This is a genomic window from Pseudomonas sp. H1_F01, from assembly GCF_054681425.1.
In genome coordinates, this window is record NZ_CP162823.1 from 1,163,799 (window position 1) to 1,180,670 (window position 16,872).

Annotated in this window: 15 protein-coding genes; 13 read left to right on the forward strand and 2 right to left on the reverse strand. The window is 60.8% G+C overall.

Going from position 1 to position 16,872, the window contains the following annotated elements:
* Nucleotides 1-5 precede the first annotated feature (5 nt).
* Complete coding sequence (locus tag AB4O09_RS05335; protein WP_003205733.1) at nucleotides 6-461, forward strand: CreA family protein; 456 nt, start codon at nucleotides 6-8, stop codon at nucleotides 459-461.
* 81 nt (nucleotides 462-542) lie between these two features.
* Nucleotides 543-2,579 carry a toxin-antitoxin system YwqK family antitoxin gene (locus AB4O09_RS05340; RefSeq protein ID WP_460107997.1) on the forward strand — a complete coding sequence of 679 codons (2,037 nt, stop codon included), beginning with the start codon at nucleotides 543-545 and terminating at the stop codon, nucleotides 2,577-2,579.
* A 379-nt stretch (nucleotides 2,580-2,958) separates the two neighbouring features.
* On the opposite strand, the gene rpsT is transcribed toward AB4O09_RS05340, so the two are convergent.
* Nucleotides 2,959-3,237, reverse strand: a complete 279-nt coding sequence (gene rpsT, locus AB4O09_RS05345; protein WP_003185593.1) for a 30S ribosomal protein S20 — start codon at nucleotides 3,235-3,237, stop codon at nucleotides 2,959-2,961.
* 254 nt (nucleotides 3,238-3,491) lie between these two features.
* Here rpsT and murJ point away from each other — a divergent pair, with 254 nt between their 5' ends.
* From murJ to ispH, 6 genes are all read left to right on the forward strand, one after another.
* Nucleotides 3,492-5,030 (forward strand): murein biosynthesis integral membrane protein MurJ, encoded by a 1,539-nt coding sequence (murJ, locus tag AB4O09_RS05350; protein ID WP_003205729.1) that lies wholly within the window; start codon nucleotides 3,492-3,494, stop codon nucleotides 5,028-5,030.
* A gap of 129 nt (nucleotides 5,031-5,159) precedes the next feature.
* Nucleotides 5,160-6,098, forward strand: coding sequence for a bifunctional riboflavin kinase/FAD synthetase (gene ribF, locus AB4O09_RS05355; RefSeq protein ID WP_003205727.1), 939 nt, complete (start codon nucleotides 5,160-5,162; stop codon nucleotides 6,096-6,098).
* A 13-nt stretch (nucleotides 6,099-6,111) separates the two neighbouring features.
* On the forward strand, nucleotides 6,112-8,943 hold the full coding sequence (gene ileS / locus AB4O09_RS05360; RefSeq protein ID WP_003205726.1) for an isoleucine--tRNA ligase: 2,832 nt from the start codon (nucleotides 6,112-6,114) through the stop codon (nucleotides 8,941-8,943).
* Entirely contained in the window at nucleotides 8,936-9,448 is a 513-nt protein-coding gene (gene lspA, locus AB4O09_RS05365) for a signal peptidase II (protein ID WP_003205724.1), read from the forward strand. The genes ileS and lspA overlap by 8 nt, the downstream gene beginning before the upstream one ends.
* The gene (gene fkpB / locus AB4O09_RS05370) at nucleotides 9,441-9,878 is read left to right on the forward strand and encodes an FKBP-type peptidyl-prolyl cis-trans isomerase (protein ID WP_003205723.1); all 438 of its coding nucleotides are present in this window, start codon (nucleotides 9,441-9,443) and stop codon (nucleotides 9,876-9,878) included. Before lspA ends, fkpB begins: the two co-directional genes overlap by 8 nt.
* Nucleotides 9,879-10,084: 206 nt before the next feature.
* On the forward strand, nucleotides 10,085-11,032 hold the full coding sequence (gene ispH, locus AB4O09_RS05375) for a 4-hydroxy-3-methylbut-2-enyl diphosphate reductase (protein ID WP_003205721.1): 948 nt from the start codon (nucleotides 10,085-10,087) through the stop codon (nucleotides 11,030-11,032).
* Here the strand turns inward: ispH and AB4O09_RS05380 are convergent.
* Nucleotides 10,986-11,525 (reverse strand): GspH/FimT family pseudopilin, encoded by a 540-nt coding sequence (locus tag AB4O09_RS05380; RefSeq protein ID WP_013694240.1) that lies wholly within the window; start codon nucleotides 11,523-11,525, stop codon nucleotides 10,986-10,988. The two genes, ispH and AB4O09_RS05380, sit on opposite strands and share 47 nt — an antisense overlap.
* A 120-nt stretch (nucleotides 11,526-11,645) precedes the next feature.
* Here AB4O09_RS05380 and AB4O09_RS05385 point away from each other — a divergent pair, with 120 nt between their 5' ends.
* The 5 genes from AB4O09_RS05385 to AB4O09_RS05405 are packed head-to-tail and all read left to right on the forward strand — an operon-like array spanning nucleotide 11,646 to nucleotide 16,872.
* Nucleotides 11,646-12,119, forward strand: coding sequence for a GspH/FimT family pseudopilin (locus AB4O09_RS05385; RefSeq protein WP_003205719.1), 474 nt, complete (start codon nucleotides 11,646-11,648; stop codon nucleotides 12,117-12,119).
* Complete coding sequence (pilV, locus tag AB4O09_RS05390; protein ID WP_003205718.1) at nucleotides 12,116-12,577, forward strand: type IV pilus modification protein PilV; 462 nt, start codon at nucleotides 12,116-12,118, stop codon at nucleotides 12,575-12,577. Before AB4O09_RS05385 ends, pilV begins: the two co-directional genes overlap by 4 nt.
* Nucleotides 12,574-13,290, forward strand: coding sequence for a PilW family protein (locus AB4O09_RS05395; RefSeq protein WP_003205716.1), 717 nt, complete (start codon nucleotides 12,574-12,576; stop codon nucleotides 13,288-13,290). Before pilV ends, AB4O09_RS05395 begins: the two co-directional genes overlap by 4 nt.
* A 20-nt stretch (nucleotides 13,291-13,310) precedes the next feature.
* Entirely contained in the window at nucleotides 13,311-13,781 is a 471-nt protein-coding gene (locus AB4O09_RS05400; RefSeq protein WP_027912168.1) for a pilus assembly PilX family protein, read from the forward strand.
* A complete protein-coding gene (locus AB4O09_RS05405) occupies nucleotides 13,768-16,872 on the forward strand; it encodes a pilus assembly protein (protein WP_460088510.1) in 3,105 nt (1,034 codons plus the stop codon). Before AB4O09_RS05400 ends, AB4O09_RS05405 begins: the two co-directional genes overlap by 14 nt.

Below are 16,872 nucleotides of genomic sequence, written 5' to 3' on the forward strand. Positions count from 1 at the left end.
AAATCATGGGTTTGGCAAAAGGATTGATCGGCTTGCTGTTGGCGGTGCCGCTGCTGGCTTCGGCTGAAGAAATTGGCCAAGTGTCGACGGTGTTCAAGTTTGTCGGGCCGAACGATCGGATCGTGGTCGAGGCGTTCGACGATCCCAAGGTGGATGGCGTGACCTGTTATCTGTCGCGGGCCAAGACTGGCGGCGTGAAAGGCGGCCTGGGCCTGGCCGAGGATCGCGCCGAGGCGTCCATCGCCTGCCGCCAGGTCGGGCCCATCAGCTTCAAGGGTGAGCTCAAGGACGGCGAAGAGGTGTTCCGCGAGCGCACTTCGCTGGTGTTCAAGACCATGCAAGTGGTGCGATTCCTCGACAAGAAGCGCAATACGCTGGTGTACCTGGTCTACAGCGATCGCGTGATCGAGGGCAGCCCGCAGAACGCGGTGACGGCTATTCCGATCTTGCCTTGGCGTTAAGTCGCGAATGGCGGGCGAGCCGATCGGCTCGCTTTTTTTATCTACATGGATTTGTTGTGCTTTTGGCGCGAAGGGATTCGTATGCGTGCGTTTTTGCTGCTGTTTGTATTGGGTTGTTCGGTGTCGGTCGGGGCTTTGGCTGAGCCGTTTTATAGCGAAAAACCCTTGGCCCATCCGCTGATAAAAACTTCCCAGGAGAGTGGGGCGACGCTGGCATTTATCCGCGAAGCCGAGGGTGTCGTAGGCTACTCATGCCTGTGTGATTCGCCGGATGGCGTCCCGCAAGTGCTCGACAGGTATGGCGATGCGAGTGTCGAGTCGGTGTTCTACGCCAGCCTCGACAGTGCTCTTCAGACACTGGTCGTGCTGTCACGGGCAAAGGGGCAGTACGCTCTTCATGGCTATCGGTTCGTGCCGTCCACTGGCGGGTATCGCCGGCTCGAGACGTTGCAGCCGGTATTGGATCGTATAGCCGCTGATCGCAAGGTCCTCACTGCCGCGCTGGTCCAGAAAGAGCTGGGCAAGTTACCGCCCTACGATTACAGCGCTGTGTTGCCCAAGACCGGTGTCGCCGAGTTCGACACGCTGCAGCCCGCGAGTGGCACGCTGGTGGGCTACTTTGGCGTCGACGGTGTCCCGGCGTCAGTGGGGCAACCGCCGGAGGATCCTCATCGCGACACCTACAAAAAGACTTTCCAGCAGCGCGAAGGGCGCTGGCTCACGCTGACTTACGAGCGCGTGCCGCCTCAGGACGAGGATGTGGGTTCTGCCTATCGTGTCAGCAGGATGGCTTGGGAAACCGATCCGAAGGTGTACCAGGGTTCCGAGGATGGGGCCTGGGCGGCCTTGGGTAATGGGCGGCTCTGGGCGCTGGGTGTCTATGTTCAGGGCAAGAGGTCGGGCAAGTGGGCGGAATTCGACGAGTCGGGCTACGCGTCCACCGGCACCTATGTGGATGGACTGCGCCAGGGGCCGTGGGTCGTCAGTGATGGGGGCACGGTTTCCAAGGGTATGATCGTCGACGATTTCTATGAGGGGCGCTGGACGATCGAGGCGCGTGACGATGAAGAGCAGATGTCTGGCTTCGATACTTACAAGCATGGTGATTTCGACGGGCCCTCCGAGCGCGTGCGTCATGGGGAGGTTGTCCAGCGCGGCGATTTTGTGGCGGGGCAGCAGCACGGGGACTGGATAGTGCCTTGGGGTGAGGGGCGTTATGTGCAGGGCGTCCGGGAAGGTCGTTGGACCTTGAGAATGGACGGCGGTGGTGTCCAGACTGTGGATTTTGTCGCCGACAAGAAGCAAGGCGAATTGCGCGAAGTGGATGCCGCGGGTGTGTTGCGGCTCGTCGAGCATTACCGCGCGGGTGTGCTGGATGGCTTGAAAGAAGCCTACGCGGCCAATGGCAAGCTCACCTATTCGGCCAACTATGCCAACGGCCAGATCGAGGGGCGGGCGCTGACCTACACCGATGACGGTGCCGTGCTGCTTTCGGATATCTCGTGGCGCCATGGTTCGCGAGAGGGTGCCTTTCGTCTCTATCACCCCAATGGTCAACCCGATACGGTGGCAATGTACGAGGGGGATGAGCCCATCGGTAACGTGCAATCATTTGATGCGACTGGGGTGTTGATCGCGGACAGGAACTATTGCCACGTGCCTGATGGGGAATACACCCGTATCAAGCTTTGCGGCAAGCAGCGCGGGGCTTTCAACAACGGGCATTTCGACTCGGAGAGTGATTACCTGTTCGGTAATGAGCAAAGCGCCCGCCATACCCAGGACGGGCGCAAGGTCCGGGAGGTGTTGTTGGGGCCTGATGATCGCGTGACTCACAACGAGTACTACCCCAGCGGCCAGTTGAAGTTCTCCGAGGCCAAGCAGGGCTTTCGCCTGATAACGGTCGAGGGGCGCGAATACAGGGACTACTCGTACGCCAAGCGCGAAGGGGAGACGGTCTACTACTACCCGACAGGTGTGGTTGAGCGCCGCATGAACTTCAAGGGCGACAAGATAGTGGGTTGTTACACCGGCTACGACGAGGCGGGCGTGCAGAATTTCCCGCCACCTGGTGGTTGTCCTCCGCCCAAGCCGGTGGTTTTCAATTTTGGGGAATAGTGCAGGGCTTTAGTGGAGATATCTGTTTTCACTGACACCATCGCGAGCAGGCTCGCTCCCACAAGGGATCTGTGGTGAGCAGTGGATATGCAGCGCCCGAGAGCCAATGTGGGAGTCGAGCTTGCTCGCGATAGCGGTGGCACATCCAGCATGGATGCAAGCTGACTCTCCGCCATCGCGAGCAAGCTCGGCTCCCACAGGGATTTGTGGTGGGTGCGATTTGTGTGAGCTCTTCGGAATCAATGTGGGAGCGAGCTTGCTCGCGATGTGGTGGCGCATTCAGTATTAAGGCAAGCTGATCCACTGCTCCCGCAAGGGGGGGTAAATCGCAGGCAATAAAAAACCGACCCTGAGGTCGGTTTTTTAACGAGCGCGTCGCTTAGGCAGCAGCGGCAACGTTCAGGGCCTTTACGTGGCCATTCAAACGGCTCTTATGGCGAGCAGCCTTGTTCTTGTGGATGATGCCTTTATCGGCCATGCGGTCGATAACTGGCACAGCCAGAACGTAAGCAGCTTGAGCTTTTTCAGCGTCTTTTGCGTCGATGGCCTTAACTACGTTCTTGATGTAGGTACGGACCATGGAACGCAGGCTGGCGTTGTGGCTGCGACGCTTCTCAGCCTGTTTTGCACGTTTTTTGGCGGAAGGTGTGTTGGCCACCGTCGAGCTCCTCGAAAGACTTTTTGGGAAATAGCAAACAAAATAGGCCGCGAATCATGCCGATGAGTTGAAGTCTTGTCAAGGGCGGGTGACGCGTTCCGCTGAATGGCAGGTGCTGCGCACCGAAGGATTTCTTTCCGGCGTGCGACCTGTAAACTCGCGGGCTTTGGCTCTGCACTGTTTAGCGGCGCGGAGTATCGCACAAGTGGGCGCGTTGTTCGCCTGCTGTTTATCGACAGGCAAAAACTCTTTTCATGAATCTGCTCAAATCGTTGGCCGCCGTCAGCTCTATCACGATGCTTTCCCGCGTCCTGGGGTTCGTTCGCGATACGTTGATCGCACGGATATTCGGCGCCGGGATGGCCACCGACGCCTTCTTCATCGCCTTCAAGTTGCCCAACCTGCTGCGGCGGATCTTCGCCGAAGGGGCGTTCTCCCAGGCCTTCGTGCCGATCCTGGCGGAATATAAGAGCCAGAAGGGCGACGAAGCGACCCGCACGTTCATTGCCTACGTCACTGGCCTGCTGACGTTGGTGCTGGCGCTGGTCACGGCGGCCGGCATGCTCGCCGCGCCATGGGTGATCTGGGCCACGGCCCCGGGTTTCACCGATACGCCAGAAAAATTCCAGCTCACCTCGGACCTGCTGCGGGTGACCTTTCCTTATATATTGCTGATTTCCCTGTCGTCCCTGGCCGGGGCGATCCTCAATACCTGGAACCGCTTTTCCGTACCGGCTTTTGTACCGACCCTGCTCAACGTCAGCATGATCGTGTTCGCGGTGTTCCTGACGCCGTATTTCAATCCGCCGGTGATGGCCCTGGGTTGGGCGGTGCTGGTGGGGGGGCTGGCGCAATTGCTCTATCAACTGCCGCACCTGAAAAAGATCGGCATGTTGGTCCTGCCACGGCTGAACCTGCGCGACAGCGGCGTGTGGCGGGTGATGAAGCAGATGTTGCCGGCGATCCTCGGGGTGTCGGTGAGCCAGATTTCCCTGATCATCAACACCATCTTTGCCTCGTTCCTGGTGGCTGGCTCGGTGTCGTGGATGTATTACGCCGACCGCTTGATGGAGCTGCCGTCCGGCGTGCTGGGTGTGGCCCTGGGCACGATCCTGCTGCCAACCCTGGCCAAGACCTACGCCAGTCAGGACCGCCAGGAGTATTCGCGCATCCTCGACTGGGGCCTGCGCCTGTGTTTCGTGCTGGTCTTGCCCTGTTCCCTGGCCCTGGGAATCCTGGCTGAGCCGCTGACGGTTTCGCTGTTCCAATACGGCCAGTTCAATGCCTTCGACGCCTTGATGACCCAGCGTGCGCTGATCGCTTACTCGGTGGGCCTGCTCGGGATCATCGTGATCAAGGTGCTGGCGCCGGGGTTCTATGCCCAGCAGAACATTCGCACGCCGGTGAAAATCGCCATTTTCACCCTGGTAATGACGCAGTTGTTCAACCTGTTGCTCATCGGCCCGCTGGCCCACGCCGGCCTGGCCCTGGCGATCAGTGCCGGTGCGTGCCTCAACGCCGGGCTGCTGTTTTATCAGTTGCGCAAGCAGAAGATGTATCAACCGCAGCCGGGTTGGGGCAAGTTCGGTCTCAAGCTGCTGGTGGCCGTGGCGGTGATGTCGGCGGTTTTGCTGGGGGCGATGCATTTCATGCCGGCCTGGGGCGAAGGGCAGATGCTCGAGCGTTTCCTGCGCCTGGGTGCGCTGGTGGTTGCCGGCGTGGTGGCGTATTTCGGCATGTTGCTGCTGATGGGGTTCCGTCTGCGTGACTTCAATCGCAAGGCCTTGAGCTGAGGGCAAGCCCTCGATAATCCCGGAGTGGGCAGTGGTTTTGTCGGTTCGATCACTTTGGGGTGCGGTGTTGCCTGTCGTCGGCCGCCGGGTGTGGTTATAATCGGCCACTTTATGAGCAAGAAGCGCGTTATGCAGCTGGTTCGAGGCCTCCACAACCTGCGCCCCCAACATCGGGGCTGTGTCGCCACTATTGGCAACTTTGACGGTGTTCACCGTGGCCACCAGGCTATCCTGGCGCGGCTGCGCGAGCGCGCGCTGGAATTGGGCGTGCCGAGCTGCGTAGTGATTTTCGAGCCGCAGCCGCGGGAATGTTTCGACCCGGCCACTGCCCCGGCCCGTCTGGCCCGGTTGCGCGACAAGCTGCAATTGCTGGCCGCCGAAGGCATCGACCGGGTCCTGTGCCTGGCCTTCAATCGGCGCCTGAGCAAGCTCAGCGCTGCTGCCTTCGTCGAGACCATCCTGGTGGACGGTCTGGGCGTGAAGCATCTGGAAGTGGGCGACGATTTTCGCTTCGGTTGCGACCGGGTAGGCGATTTCAACTACCTGCAACAGGCCGGTATCGCCCAGGGTTTCACCGTCGAAGCGGCGCAGACTGTCGAGATCGATGGCTTGCGCGTCAGCAGCACCCAGGTCCGCAATGCCCTGGCGGCTGCCGACTTTGAATTGGCTGAGCGCTTGCTTGGCCGGCCGTACCGGATTGCCGGGCGGATCCTGCATGGGCAGAAACTGGCGCGCCAATTGGGCACGCCGACGGCCAACGTGCAACTCAAGCGTCGTCGTGTACCGCTCACCGGGGTATTCCTGGTGAGTGTCGAGATCGACGGCAAGACCTGGCCCGGCGTTGCCAACATCGGTGTGCGACCCACGGTTCAGGGCGATGGCAAGGCTCACCTTGAAGTACATGTTCTGGATTTTGCCGGCGATCTGTATGACCGGCGTTTGACGGTGGTTTTCCACCATAAGCTGCGTGAAGAGCAGCGTTTTGCCTCTCTGGAGGCGCTCAAGACGGCGATCCATGCAGATATCGCCGCCGCCCGTGCCCTTGTCGCAACCAGCGCCAATCGCTAATGAAGAGCCTTAAATGACCGACTATAAAGCCACGCTAAACCTTCCGGACACCGCCTTCCCAATGAAGGCCGGCCTGCCTCAGCGCGAACCACAGATTCTGCAGCGTTGGGACAGCATTGGCCTGTACGGAAAGTTGCGCGAAATTGGCAAGGATCGTCCGAAGTTCGTCCTGCACGACGGCCCTCCGTACGCCAACGGCACTATCCACATCGGTCACGCGCTGAACAAGATTCTCAAGGACATGATCATCCGCTCCAAGACCCTGTCGGGTTTTGATGCGCCGTATGTCCCGGGCTGGGACTGCCACGGCCTGCCGATCGAACACAAGGTCGAAGTGACCCACGGCAAGAACCTGGGCGCGGACAAGACTCGCGAACTGTGCCGTGCCTACGCCACCGAGCAGATCGAAGGGCAGAAGTCTGAATTCATCCGCCTGGGCGTGCTGGGCGACTTCGCCAACCCGTACAAGACCATGGACTTCAAGAACGAAGCCGGCGAAATCCGTGCCCTGGCGAAAATCGTCGAGGGCGGCTTCGTGTTCAAGGGCCTCAAGCCAGTGAACTGGTGTTTCGATTGCGGTTCGGCCCTGGCCGAGGCGGAAGTCGAGTACGAGAACAAGAAGTCCTCGACCATCGACGTCGCGTTCCCGATCGCCGATGAAGACAAGCTCGCCGCGGCTTTCGGCCTGGGCAAGCTGGCCAAGCCGGCCTCGATCGTGATCTGGACCACCACCCCGTGGACCATCCCGGCCAACCAGGCGCTGAACGTCCACCCGGAATTCAACTACGCTCTGGTCGACGTCGGCGACAAGCTGCTGGTGCTGGCCGAAGAACTGGTCGAATCCTGCCTGGCCCGCTACAACCTCGAAGGTTCGGTGGTCGCCACCGCGCCAGGTTCGGCGCTGGAGCTGATCAATTTCCGTCATCCGTTCTATGACCGCCTGTCGCCGGTATACCTGGCCGACTACGTGGAACTGGGCGCAGGCACTGGCGTGGTTCACTCCGCGCCGGCCTATGGCGTCGACGACTTCGTGACCTGCAAGAAATACGGCATGGTCAACGACGACATCCTCAACCCGGTGCAGAGCAATGGCGTGTACGCACCGTCGCTGGAGTTCTTTGGCGGCCAGTTCATCTGGAAAGCCAACCCGGCCATCGTTGAAAAACTGACTGAAGTCGGCGCGCTGCTGCACACCACCGTCATCGAACACAGCTACATGCACTGCTGGCGCCACAAGACCCCGCTGATCTACCGCGCCACTGCGCAGTGGTTCATCGGCATGGACAAGCAGCCCACCAGCGGTGACACCCTGCGCCAGCGTTCGCTCAAGGCCATCGAAGAAACCCAGTTCGTGCCGGCCTGGGGCCAGGCGCGCCTGCACTCGATGATCGCCAACCGTCCGGACTGGTGCATCTCCCGCCAGCGCAACTGGGGCGTGCCGATCCCGTTCTTCCTGAACAAGGAAAGCGGCGAGTTGCACCCGCGCACCGTCGAACTGATGGAAGAAGTTGCCAAGCGCGTCGAGTCCGAAGGCATCGAAGCCTGGTTCAAGATGGATGCCGCCGAGCTGCTGGGCGACGAAGCGCCACTGTACGACAAGATCAGCGACACTCTGGACGTCTGGTTCGACTCCGGCACCACCCATTGGCACGTGCTGCGCGGTTCGCACCCGATGGGCCACGAGACCGGCCCGCGTGCCGACCTGTACCTGGAAGGCTCGGACCAGCACCGTGGCTGGTTCCACTCGTCGCTGCTGACCGGTTGCGCCATCGACAATCACGCGCCGTACCGCGAGTTGCTGACCCACGGCTTCACGGTCGACGAGTCCGGTCGCAAGATGTCCAAGTCGTTGGGCAACGTGATCGCGCCGCAGAAGGTCAACGACACCTTGGGCGCCGACATCATGCGCCTGTGGGTTGCGTCCACCGACTATTCCGGCGAGATGGCCGTTTCCGAGCAGATCCTGCAGCGCAGCGCGGACGCCTACCGGCGGATCCGTAACACCGCGCGCTTCCTGCTTTCCAACCTGACCGGTTTCAACCCGGCCACCGACCTGCTGCCGGCCGAAGAAATGCTCGCGCTGGACCGTTGGGCCGTAGACCGTACCCTGTTGCTGCAACGCGAATTGCAGGAGCACTACGGCGAATACCGCTTCTGGAACGTCTACTCCAAGATCCACAACTTCTGCGTGCAGGAGCTTGGTGGTTTCTACCTCGACATCATCAAGGACCGCCAGTACACCACCGGCGCCAACAGCAAGGCCCGTCGTTCGTGCCAGACCGCGCTGTTCCACATCAGCGAGGCGCTGGTGCGCTGGATCGCACCGATCCTGGCGTTCACCGCTGACGAGCTGTGGCAGTACCTGCCGGGCGAGCGTAACGAATCGGTGATGCTCAACACCTGGTACGAAGGCCTGACCGAACTGCCGCAAGGCTTCGAGCTGGACCGTGCGTATTGGGATCGCGTGATGGCGGTCAAGGCGGCGGTCAACAAGGAAATGGAGATCCAGCGCGCGGCCAAGGCCGTCGGTGGCAACCTGCAGGCCGAAGTGACCCTCTATGCCGAAGACACACTGGACGCCGACCTGGCCAAGCTGGGCAACGAACTGCGCTTCGTGCTGATCACCTCCACCGCCAGCGTCGCGCCTTTCGTGCAGGCGCCGGCCGATGCGGTGACCACTGAAGTCAGCGGCCTGAAGCTGAAGATCGTCAAGTCGAACCACACCAAGTGCGCCCGTTGCTGGCACTGCCGCGAAGACGTCGGCGTGAACCCGGAGCATCCGGAAATCTGCGGTCGTTGCGTCGACAACATCAGCGGCACCGGTGAGGTTCGTCATTATGCCTAACGCGGCGGGCCGCTTCGGGCGGCTGGGCTGGCTCTGGTTGAGTGTGCTGGTACTGGTCATCGACCAGGCCAGCAAGTACTACTTCGAGAACTCGCTGACCATGTACCAGCAGATCGTGATCATTCCCGACTACTTCAGCTGGACCTTGGCCTACAACACTGGGGCGGCATTCAGCTTCCTGGCCGACAGTTCGGGCTGGCAGCGCTGGCTGTTCGCCCTGATCGCCGTCGTGGTCAGCGCCGTGCTGGTGGTCTGGCTCAAGCGCCTGGGGCGCAATGAGACCTGGCTGGCCGTGGCGTTGGCCTTGGTGCTCGGTGGTGCCTTGGGTAACCTCTATGACCGCATCGCGTTGGGCCATGTCATCGATTTCATCCTGGTGCATTGGCAGAACCGCTGGTATTTCCCGGCGTTCAACTTTGCCGACAGCGCCATCAGCGTGGGCGCCGTGATGCTCGCCCTGGATATGTTCAAGAGCAAGAAAACCGGAGAAGCCGTCCATGACTGAGCAGCGTATCGCTCAAAACACTGAAGTGAAGCTTCACTTCGCCCTGTACCTGGAAAACGGTGACACCGTCGACAGCACCTTCGACAAGGCTCCGGCGGTGTTCAAGGTCGGTGACGGCAACCTGCTGCCAGGCTTCGAAGCGGCGATCTTCGGCTTCAAGGCCGGCGACAAGCGCACCGTGGTCGTACCGCCAGAAAACGCCTTTGGTCAGCCCAACCCGCAAAACGTGCAGACCATGCCACGCTCCCAGTTCCAGGACATGGAGCTGTCCGAGGGCCTGCTGGTGATCTTCAACGACGCGGCCAATACCGAGCTGCCGGGTGTGGTGAAGGCTTTTGACGACGCCCAGGTGACCGTGGATTTCAACCATCCGCTGGCGGGCAAGACCTTGAACTTCGAAGTGGAAATCCTCGAAGTGAAGGCGGTTTAAGGTTTTACAGGCAGTTCCTGCTGCCACTCGATTTACTGTGGGAGCGAGCTCGCTCGCGATTGCGCAGACCCTTTTAGTCCAGGGGTGACTGCCCCATCGCCATCGCGAGCAAGCTCGCTCCCACATGGGATCTCCATTGTTTTCGGGCCTTTCGCTCGATTAACAGGCAAGCATTCAATTCTTGCGCGCAAGACACGAGGCACAGCATGCAAATCAAACTCGCCAACCCCCGTGGCTTCTGCGCCGGTGTGGACCGGGCGATCGAAATCGTCAACCGCGCCCTGGAAGTCTTCGGGCCGCCGATCTACGTGCGCCACGAAGTGGTCCACAACAAATTCGTCGTCGAAGACCTGCGTAGCCGCGGGGCGATTTTCGTCGAGGAGCTGGACCAGGTACCGGACGACGTCATCGTGATCTTCAGTGCCCACGGGGTTTCCCAGGCAGTACGCACCGAAGCCGCCGGTCGTGGCCTGAAGGTCTTCGACGCGACGTGCCCATTGGTGACCAAGGTGCACATCGAAGTGGCGCGCTACAGTCGTGACGGTCGCGAATGCATCCTGATCGGTCACGAAGGCCATCCGGAAGTCGAAGGCACCATGGGCCAATACGATGCCAGCAACGGCGGAGCGATCTACCTGGTCGAAGACGAGGAGGACGTGGCGGCCTTGCAGGTTCGCAACCCTGAGAGCCTGGCTTTTGTTACCCAGACGACCCTGTCCATGGACGACACCAGCCGTGTGATCGACGCCCTGCGCTCGCGTTTTCCGGCCATCGGTGGCCCGCGCAAGGATGACATCTGCTACGCCACCCAGAACCGTCAGGATGCGGTCAAGCAACTGGCGGACGAATGCGATGTGGTCCTGGTCGTCGGCAGTCCCAACAGCTCCAACTCCAACCGCTTGCGTGAGCTGGCCGAGCGCATGTCCACCCCGGCCTATCTGATCGACGGTGCCGAGGACATGCAACGCAGCTGGTTCGACGGCGTCGAGCGCATCGGCATCACCGCCGGTGCTTCCGCGCCGGAAGTGCTGGTGCGCGGCGTGATCCAGCAATTGCAGGCCTGGGGTGCAACGGGCTCCGATGAACTGGCCGGTCGCGAGGAGAACATCACGTTCTCGATGCCGAAAGAGCTGCGCGTGCGCTCCTTGCTTTAAGTCCTTTCTCGCACAGCGCCTGCTCGGCCTCGACGCTTTCCAGGCGGACGCGGCCGGAGGGCGCCAGTATCACTTGATGGTGGCTGACCGGCCCGCGTTTGGCGCAGACATGCAGCCTGCCGGCCTGGAATGCGCCGCTGGGGTGCAGTGCTTCCCCCTGGTTGCCGAACCTCACCCTGCGTCTCATCGGCTGGTTGCCGACCACACGGGCGCTAGCGGGACGTTCCATCAGCAAGGTTTTTTCCTTGTTGTCCAGCATGATCCGCCAACCCCGGCCCCAATCGTTGTCTATTCCTTGTATCAATACGCTGCGATTACGCGTGATGGCTTCGCTGCGGGCAATGCGCAAGCCGCTGATCAGCAACTGCGCGGTGTCCTCGCGTTCGATGGATTCGATCAGCTCTTTGTAGCTCGCGCCGGCCCACGGCAGAACAATTGCGGCGATTGCCAGTCCCATGAGCAGTTCGATCAGGCTGAAACCCTGTTGATACATGACGTCTCCTCCCTGGAGTACGAAAACGACGAACGCCGTAAACCGAAACAACCGCACATACGGCGGTGGTTTGTTCTAGCGTGTAGAGGCAGGTATAGCCGACGGCAACGGAGGGCACCGATGGATCTTCGTACAAAAGGTTTCACGCTGATCGAGGTGCTGGTGGCCCTTGGCGTGCTGCTGATCCTGATCACCATGGCGGTACCGTCATTCACTGGCTCGCTGCAGAGCACCAAGGCCGATACCGATATCGGCGACTTGCGCCGGGCGCTGAACTTTGCCCGGATGGAGGCGATCGACCGTGGTATCACCACGCGAATTCGCCCCACGGCCCAGGGCAGTGTCTGGAGCGGCGAACTGACGGTCTATGACAGTACTGGCACGCCGGCCAATGTATTGCGGGTTGTTCCAGCAATGAGCAGCGGCGCGACTCTGACGCTAACCTCAGATGTGACTAACATTGATTTCAACAACCTCGGCGGGTTGTCGGCACCAGCCACGCCGGTGAGTTTCAATTATGTACGCGGGGCGCAGAGCAGGACGCTGAGTGTTTGCCTCAATGGAAGAATCGTATTGGGTGGAAGTTGCGGATGAAGGGTTGCAGTAAAAGGGCGCAGGCCGGCATGACGTTGATCGAAGTGCTGGTGGCGGTGCTGATTCTCGGCGTCGGTTTGCTGGGGGCGGCGATGATCCAGCTCAATGCGCTCAAGTACACCGACAGTTCGCGCATGACCAGCCAGGCCAGCTTCATTGCCTACGACCTGCTCGACCGCATTCGCGCCAACTCCGGAGCCGACTACACCATCACACCGCCCAGCTCGCCGAACCTCAACGTGGCCCGGGACCAGGACCTCTACGATTTCAAGACCAACATCATTGCCTTCGGCGGCACCACGGCCACTGGCACCATTGCGCTGAACCAGCGCGTCTACACCATCACCATTTCCTGGGACGACACCCGGGCCGCCAATACCACCAACGCCGCCGAGGCGCGGCGCAGCTTCGTGCTGACCAGCCGCGTCGCCGTCGACCCGGTGGGGACAACGCCATGAACCGGCACAGTCGCGGTTTTGGCCTGATCGAGTTGATGATCGCGCTGGTGCTCAGCCTGATCGTCGTGTTGGGTGTCGTGCAGATTTTCATTGCCGCCAAAAATACCTACGTCAGCCAGAACGCCGCCGCGGTGATTCAGGAGGACGCGCGGTTTGCCTTGAGCAAAATGGTCCAGGAAATTCGCATGGTGGGCATGTTCGGCTGCCTGGCGACCGTCATCGATGCTTCAACGGATAACAGTTTCGCGGCCAGCCAGACCACTCCAATCCGATGGGATAACGCCAACCGGAGGTTGACCCTGGTCACTGCGGACATTGGGAGTGGCGGTAGCGTGCCGACCTGGACCGTCGTCTCCGATTGCCGTACCTCGGCGACGGCCTACTCGAACGCACGGGTGCCAGCGGCGGGGCAGTTGGCCTTCCCGATCCGTCGACTGGTCTACAGCTTCAACAACAACCAATTGCTGTTGGGCAGCGGCACCGCCAATCCGCCGACCCTGTCGGTGCTGGTGGACAACGTGCGGGCGTTCGACGTGACGTTTGGCGTGGCCGCCAGCGCCACGGACGTCGCAGCGTCGAGCTACACCGGCAACCCGGCAGACCCGGCACTGATCCGCAGCGTGCGCCTGAGCCTGACGCTCTTTGATCCAAGGAACACGGTGCGCGAGCAGACCTTCAACGTGGTTGCCGCCTTGCGCAACCGGCTTCTATGAGGGGGCGCTCGATGATCTCGATGGATCTCAAGCATCGCCAGCGTGGCATGGCACTGCTGGTCAGCCTGGTTTTCCTGTTGCTGCTGACGCTGATCGGCCTGTCGTCGATGCAGAGCGCCACCCTCCAGGAAAAAATGACCAGCAGCGTCATGCAACGCAACCAGTCCTTCCAGATTGCCGAGGCTGCGTTGAGGATGGGTGAGAGTGCGGTGCAGGTCGAGACCTATTCCTTGCCAGCCTGTACCACCACGATCCAATGCGCGCCGCCGGCCGAGTCGGCGACCATCACGGCGGCGGGGCGCAATTCGTCGTCGGGGGTGCTCTGGGTTACCGCTGCCGGCGGGTTTTATGGCGTGCAGAACATCGGCACTACGCTTGCGGCGGTCAACGTGCCGGTCAATACCTCGGCGACGCTGTACCGGATCACGGCGGTGGCGGTGGTGGGCAATAACCAGCGCAGCGTGGTGGAGAGCATCTATGCGAAATACTGAGGCTCGCCGTGGCTGGATAGCGATGTTGTGGGGGTTGTTGCTCAGCCTTTACCTGGCGGCACCGGCCTATGCGTTCACGCCTTCTGATTCACCGCTGTTGAGTGCGGCTGCCGTTACACCGAACGTGATGTTGCTGATCGATGATTCGGGGAGCATGAACAATATTATCTGGGCGGCGGGGTTTGATCCGGCGGCGGCGCAACCACCGGTCTATGTATGCACTGACGACAGAAGCTGCAGCAGCAGTAACAGGGCGTTGCTTGCGGCAAACGATGGGAACGTCTTGCTGGCGAGTCTGTTCCGTGGAGGCTGCTCAAATGGCTGGTATGGCTTCTACCGAGTAGGCTTTGGTCAGGTTTGCCTGCGGTTACCCGATCCTGTCGGTGGTGAGAACACTCGCTACACAACTAGATACTTATCTTATCTAATGACCTTGGCCAATGGTTCGAGCCGGGATTTCACCACTGGCACGATTCCCAACGATTATCGAGTCAACGTGGCGCGGGATGTGTCCAACGACCTGGTTGCCAGCAATCGTGCCTTGCGTATCGGCCTCGCCACGTTCAACCCGCCCAACAGCAGCAATTCCGGGCCAGGGGGCTACATCGCTCGCGCCATCAGCGACCTGTCGCCGGTCAGCGGCAGCGTGACCCAGACCCAGGCCAACAGCAACTACAGCGCCCTGATCAACGCCATCAACGGCTTGGGCGCCGTTGCGAATACGCCGCTGGCCGAGAGCTATTACGAAGTCACCCGCTATTTCAGGGGCATGGCGCCGTACTACAACAGCACGCCGACCACCTATACCAGCCCGATTCAGTACCGCTGCCAGAAAAACTTCGGCGTGGTCATCACCGACGGTTTACCCACCTATGACCGGACGTTTCCCACCAACGACCCACTAGGCTTGGCCCGTTTGCCGAACTGGGATGGCGTCAACAACGATGGTGCCGATCTCAGTGGTGACGGCGAGGGCGACACGCTATATCTGGATGATATCGCCAAGTTCGCCTTCGACATCGACATGCGTTCCACCGGCACCGACGCCACCGGCCAGAGCTGGAACGCCACGGATTTCACTCGGCAATACCTGAACACCTACACCGTGGGTTTTACCGCCAGCAACCCGATGTTGTCCGACGCCGCCCGCTACGGCGCAGGCAAGTATTACCAAGCGAGCGACAGCGAAGGCCTGAACTCAGCGTTGGCCTCCGCCTTGAGCGACATCACCTCCAAGGCCGGGTCCGGGGGCGCCGGCACGACCAACGCCGCCACGTTGTCCAGCACCTCCAGTTACTACCAGACCACCTACGACCCCAAGGACTGGCGCGGCACCATCCGGGCGTTCGGCTTCACCTCGGCAGGCACGGTCAACAGGGCGGCGGTGCAATGGACCACCGACACCGCCATCGTGCCCGGCGCCACGGCACCCATCTATCAATCCTGGAACACCGTGACGAATGTACCTGTCACCCTGGCCTTCGCTAACTTCTCACCGGCCCAGCAAACCAGCCTCAGCCAGAACCTGCCCACGGGAATCACCGGCAATGACTTGGTGGAGTGGAGCAAGGGCGTCAACAAAACCGGTTTGAAGGTGCGCAGTGTATTGCTGGGCGACATCATCAATTCGCCGCTGGTACTGGCATCGCCCAATGAGCAGACCGCTGCGGATTTGCTCAACGACACGAGCTACAGCACTTATCTGACGGCCAAAGCAGCGAACATGAATACCAGCCTGGTGGTGAACGCCAACGACGGGTTTTTTAGCGTCATCAACAGTGCAAACGGTACGCGGCGTTATGCCTATATGCCGTCGAGCGTACTGCCATCGCTGCAGAACATTGCCGACACCAACTACGTCAATGGCGTGAGCCACAAGTTCCTGGTGGATGGGCAGGTCGGCGTATTCGATACGCAATCGGGGAGTGTCTGGAAGACAGTGGCCCTGGGCGGTACTGGTGCCGGGGGCAAGACGTTCTATGCGGTTCAGCTGTTCGATGCGACAGCGGGCAATGTGTTGCGGGCATTGTGGGAAATCAGCGCGCCAGTCGTTGCCAGCACGACCAATGCCTTCAATGACCTGGGCTACGCCTACGCCCGCCCCGAAGTCGCCCGCCTGGCGGATGGGCGCTGGGCGGCGTTCATCTCCAACGGCTACGGCAGCAACAGCGGTGTCGCGGCGCTGTACGTGGTGGATATCCGCGACGGCTCGTTGATCAGGAAAATCGTCATCAACAGCAGCGAGACCGGTAATGGCTTGTCGTCGGTCAAGCTGCGGGTCAACTCCCAGAATGTGGTGCAGGCGGCATACGGTGGCGACCTGAAAGGGCGGATGTGGAAATTCGACCTCAGTGGCACTTCCCCGACTGCTTGGGGCGTGGCGTTTGCCGGTCAGCCATTGTTCACCACCTCCGGTGGCGCGACCCAGCCGATCACCGTTCAACCGCTACTGGCGGACAACCCGCAGGGCGGTACCCAGGTGTTTTTCGGCACCGGCAAGTTCAACGAAACCGCGGATAAACTCAACAAGGACCTGCAAGGGTTCTACTCGATATGGGACGCCACCGGCGGTGCCGGGCAAATCACCGTGTCGAGCCTGCAGGCCCAGTCGATCACGGGAGTGTTCTCAGGCAGCACGGGGCAGTTCGTGACTACCAGCCAGACCGACGTGGCTTATCCGACGAAAAAGGGTTGGTACCTGCCGTTGGTGTACAACAATGCGCTGACTGGTGAGCGGGTGATCAACCCGGCCAATCTGGTGAGCGGGCGCGTGGTCTTTACCACGGCTGCCGTGGACACTACCGACCCTTGTGCCAGCTTCGGTACCGGCAAACTGATCGAATTGGATGCGTTCAACGGTAAGATGCTCAATTATGCGGTGCTCGATACCAACGGTGACGGCACGATCAACAGCTCCGACACGATTTCCAGCGGGGTGGTCTTCACGGGGGGGATCCCGACCTTGAGCGCCGTCGTCAGCGCCAGCGGGGCCACCAACATGATCGTCAACGACTCCAGCGGCAACATCACCGAGCTGCTGGAAAAATCCGTGGGCGGCAGCCGCCGCATCATGTGGCGACAAATACAATGA

What these genes read in the sequence shown, in the direction of transcription:
- AB4O09_RS05335 (WP_003205733.1), top strand. Translation starts at nt 6, where the DNA reads ATGGGTTTGGCAAAAGGATTGATCGGCTTGCTGTTGGCGGTGCCGCTG.
- AB4O09_RS05340 (WP_460107997.1), top strand. Translation starts at nt 543, where the DNA reads ATGCGTGCGTTTTTGCTGCTGTTTGTATTGGGTTGTTCGGTGTCGGTC.
- murJ (WP_003205729.1), top strand. Translation starts at nt 3,492, where the DNA reads ATGAATCTGCTCAAATCGTTGGCCGCCGTCAGCTCTATCACGATGCTT.
- ribF (WP_003205727.1), top strand. Translation starts at nt 5,160, where the DNA reads ATGCAGCTGGTTCGAGGCCTCCACAACCTGCGCCCCCAACATCGGGGC.
- ileS (WP_003205726.1), top strand. Translation starts at nt 6,112, where the DNA reads ATGACCGACTATAAAGCCACGCTAAACCTTCCGGACACCGCCTTCCCA.
- lspA (WP_003205724.1), top strand. Translation starts at nt 8,936, where the DNA reads ATGCCTAACGCGGCGGGCCGCTTCGGGCGGCTGGGCTGGCTCTGGTTG.
- fkpB (WP_003205723.1), top strand. Translation starts at nt 9,441, where the DNA reads ATGACTGAGCAGCGTATCGCTCAAAACACTGAAGTGAAGCTTCACTTC.
- ispH (WP_003205721.1), top strand. Translation starts at nt 10,085, where the DNA reads ATGCAAATCAAACTCGCCAACCCCCGTGGCTTCTGCGCCGGTGTGGAC.
- AB4O09_RS05380 (WP_013694240.1), bottom strand. Translation starts at nt 11,525, where the DNA reads ATGTATCAACAGGGTTTCAGCCTGATCGAACTGCTCATGGGACTGGCA.
- AB4O09_RS05385 (WP_003205719.1), top strand. Translation starts at nt 11,646, where the DNA reads ATGGATCTTCGTACAAAAGGTTTCACGCTGATCGAGGTGCTGGTGGCC.
- pilV (WP_003205718.1), top strand. Translation starts at nt 12,116, where the DNA reads ATGAAGGGTTGCAGTAAAAGGGCGCAGGCCGGCATGACGTTGATCGAA.
- AB4O09_RS05395 (WP_003205716.1), top strand. Translation starts at nt 12,574, where the DNA reads ATGAACCGGCACAGTCGCGGTTTTGGCCTGATCGAGTTGATGATCGCG.
- AB4O09_RS05400 (WP_027912168.1), top strand. Translation starts at nt 13,311, where the DNA reads ATGGATCTCAAGCATCGCCAGCGTGGCATGGCACTGCTGGTCAGCCTG.
- AB4O09_RS05405 (WP_460088510.1), top strand. Translation starts at nt 13,768, where the DNA reads ATGCGAAATACTGAGGCTCGCCGTGGCTGGATAGCGATGTTGTGGGGG.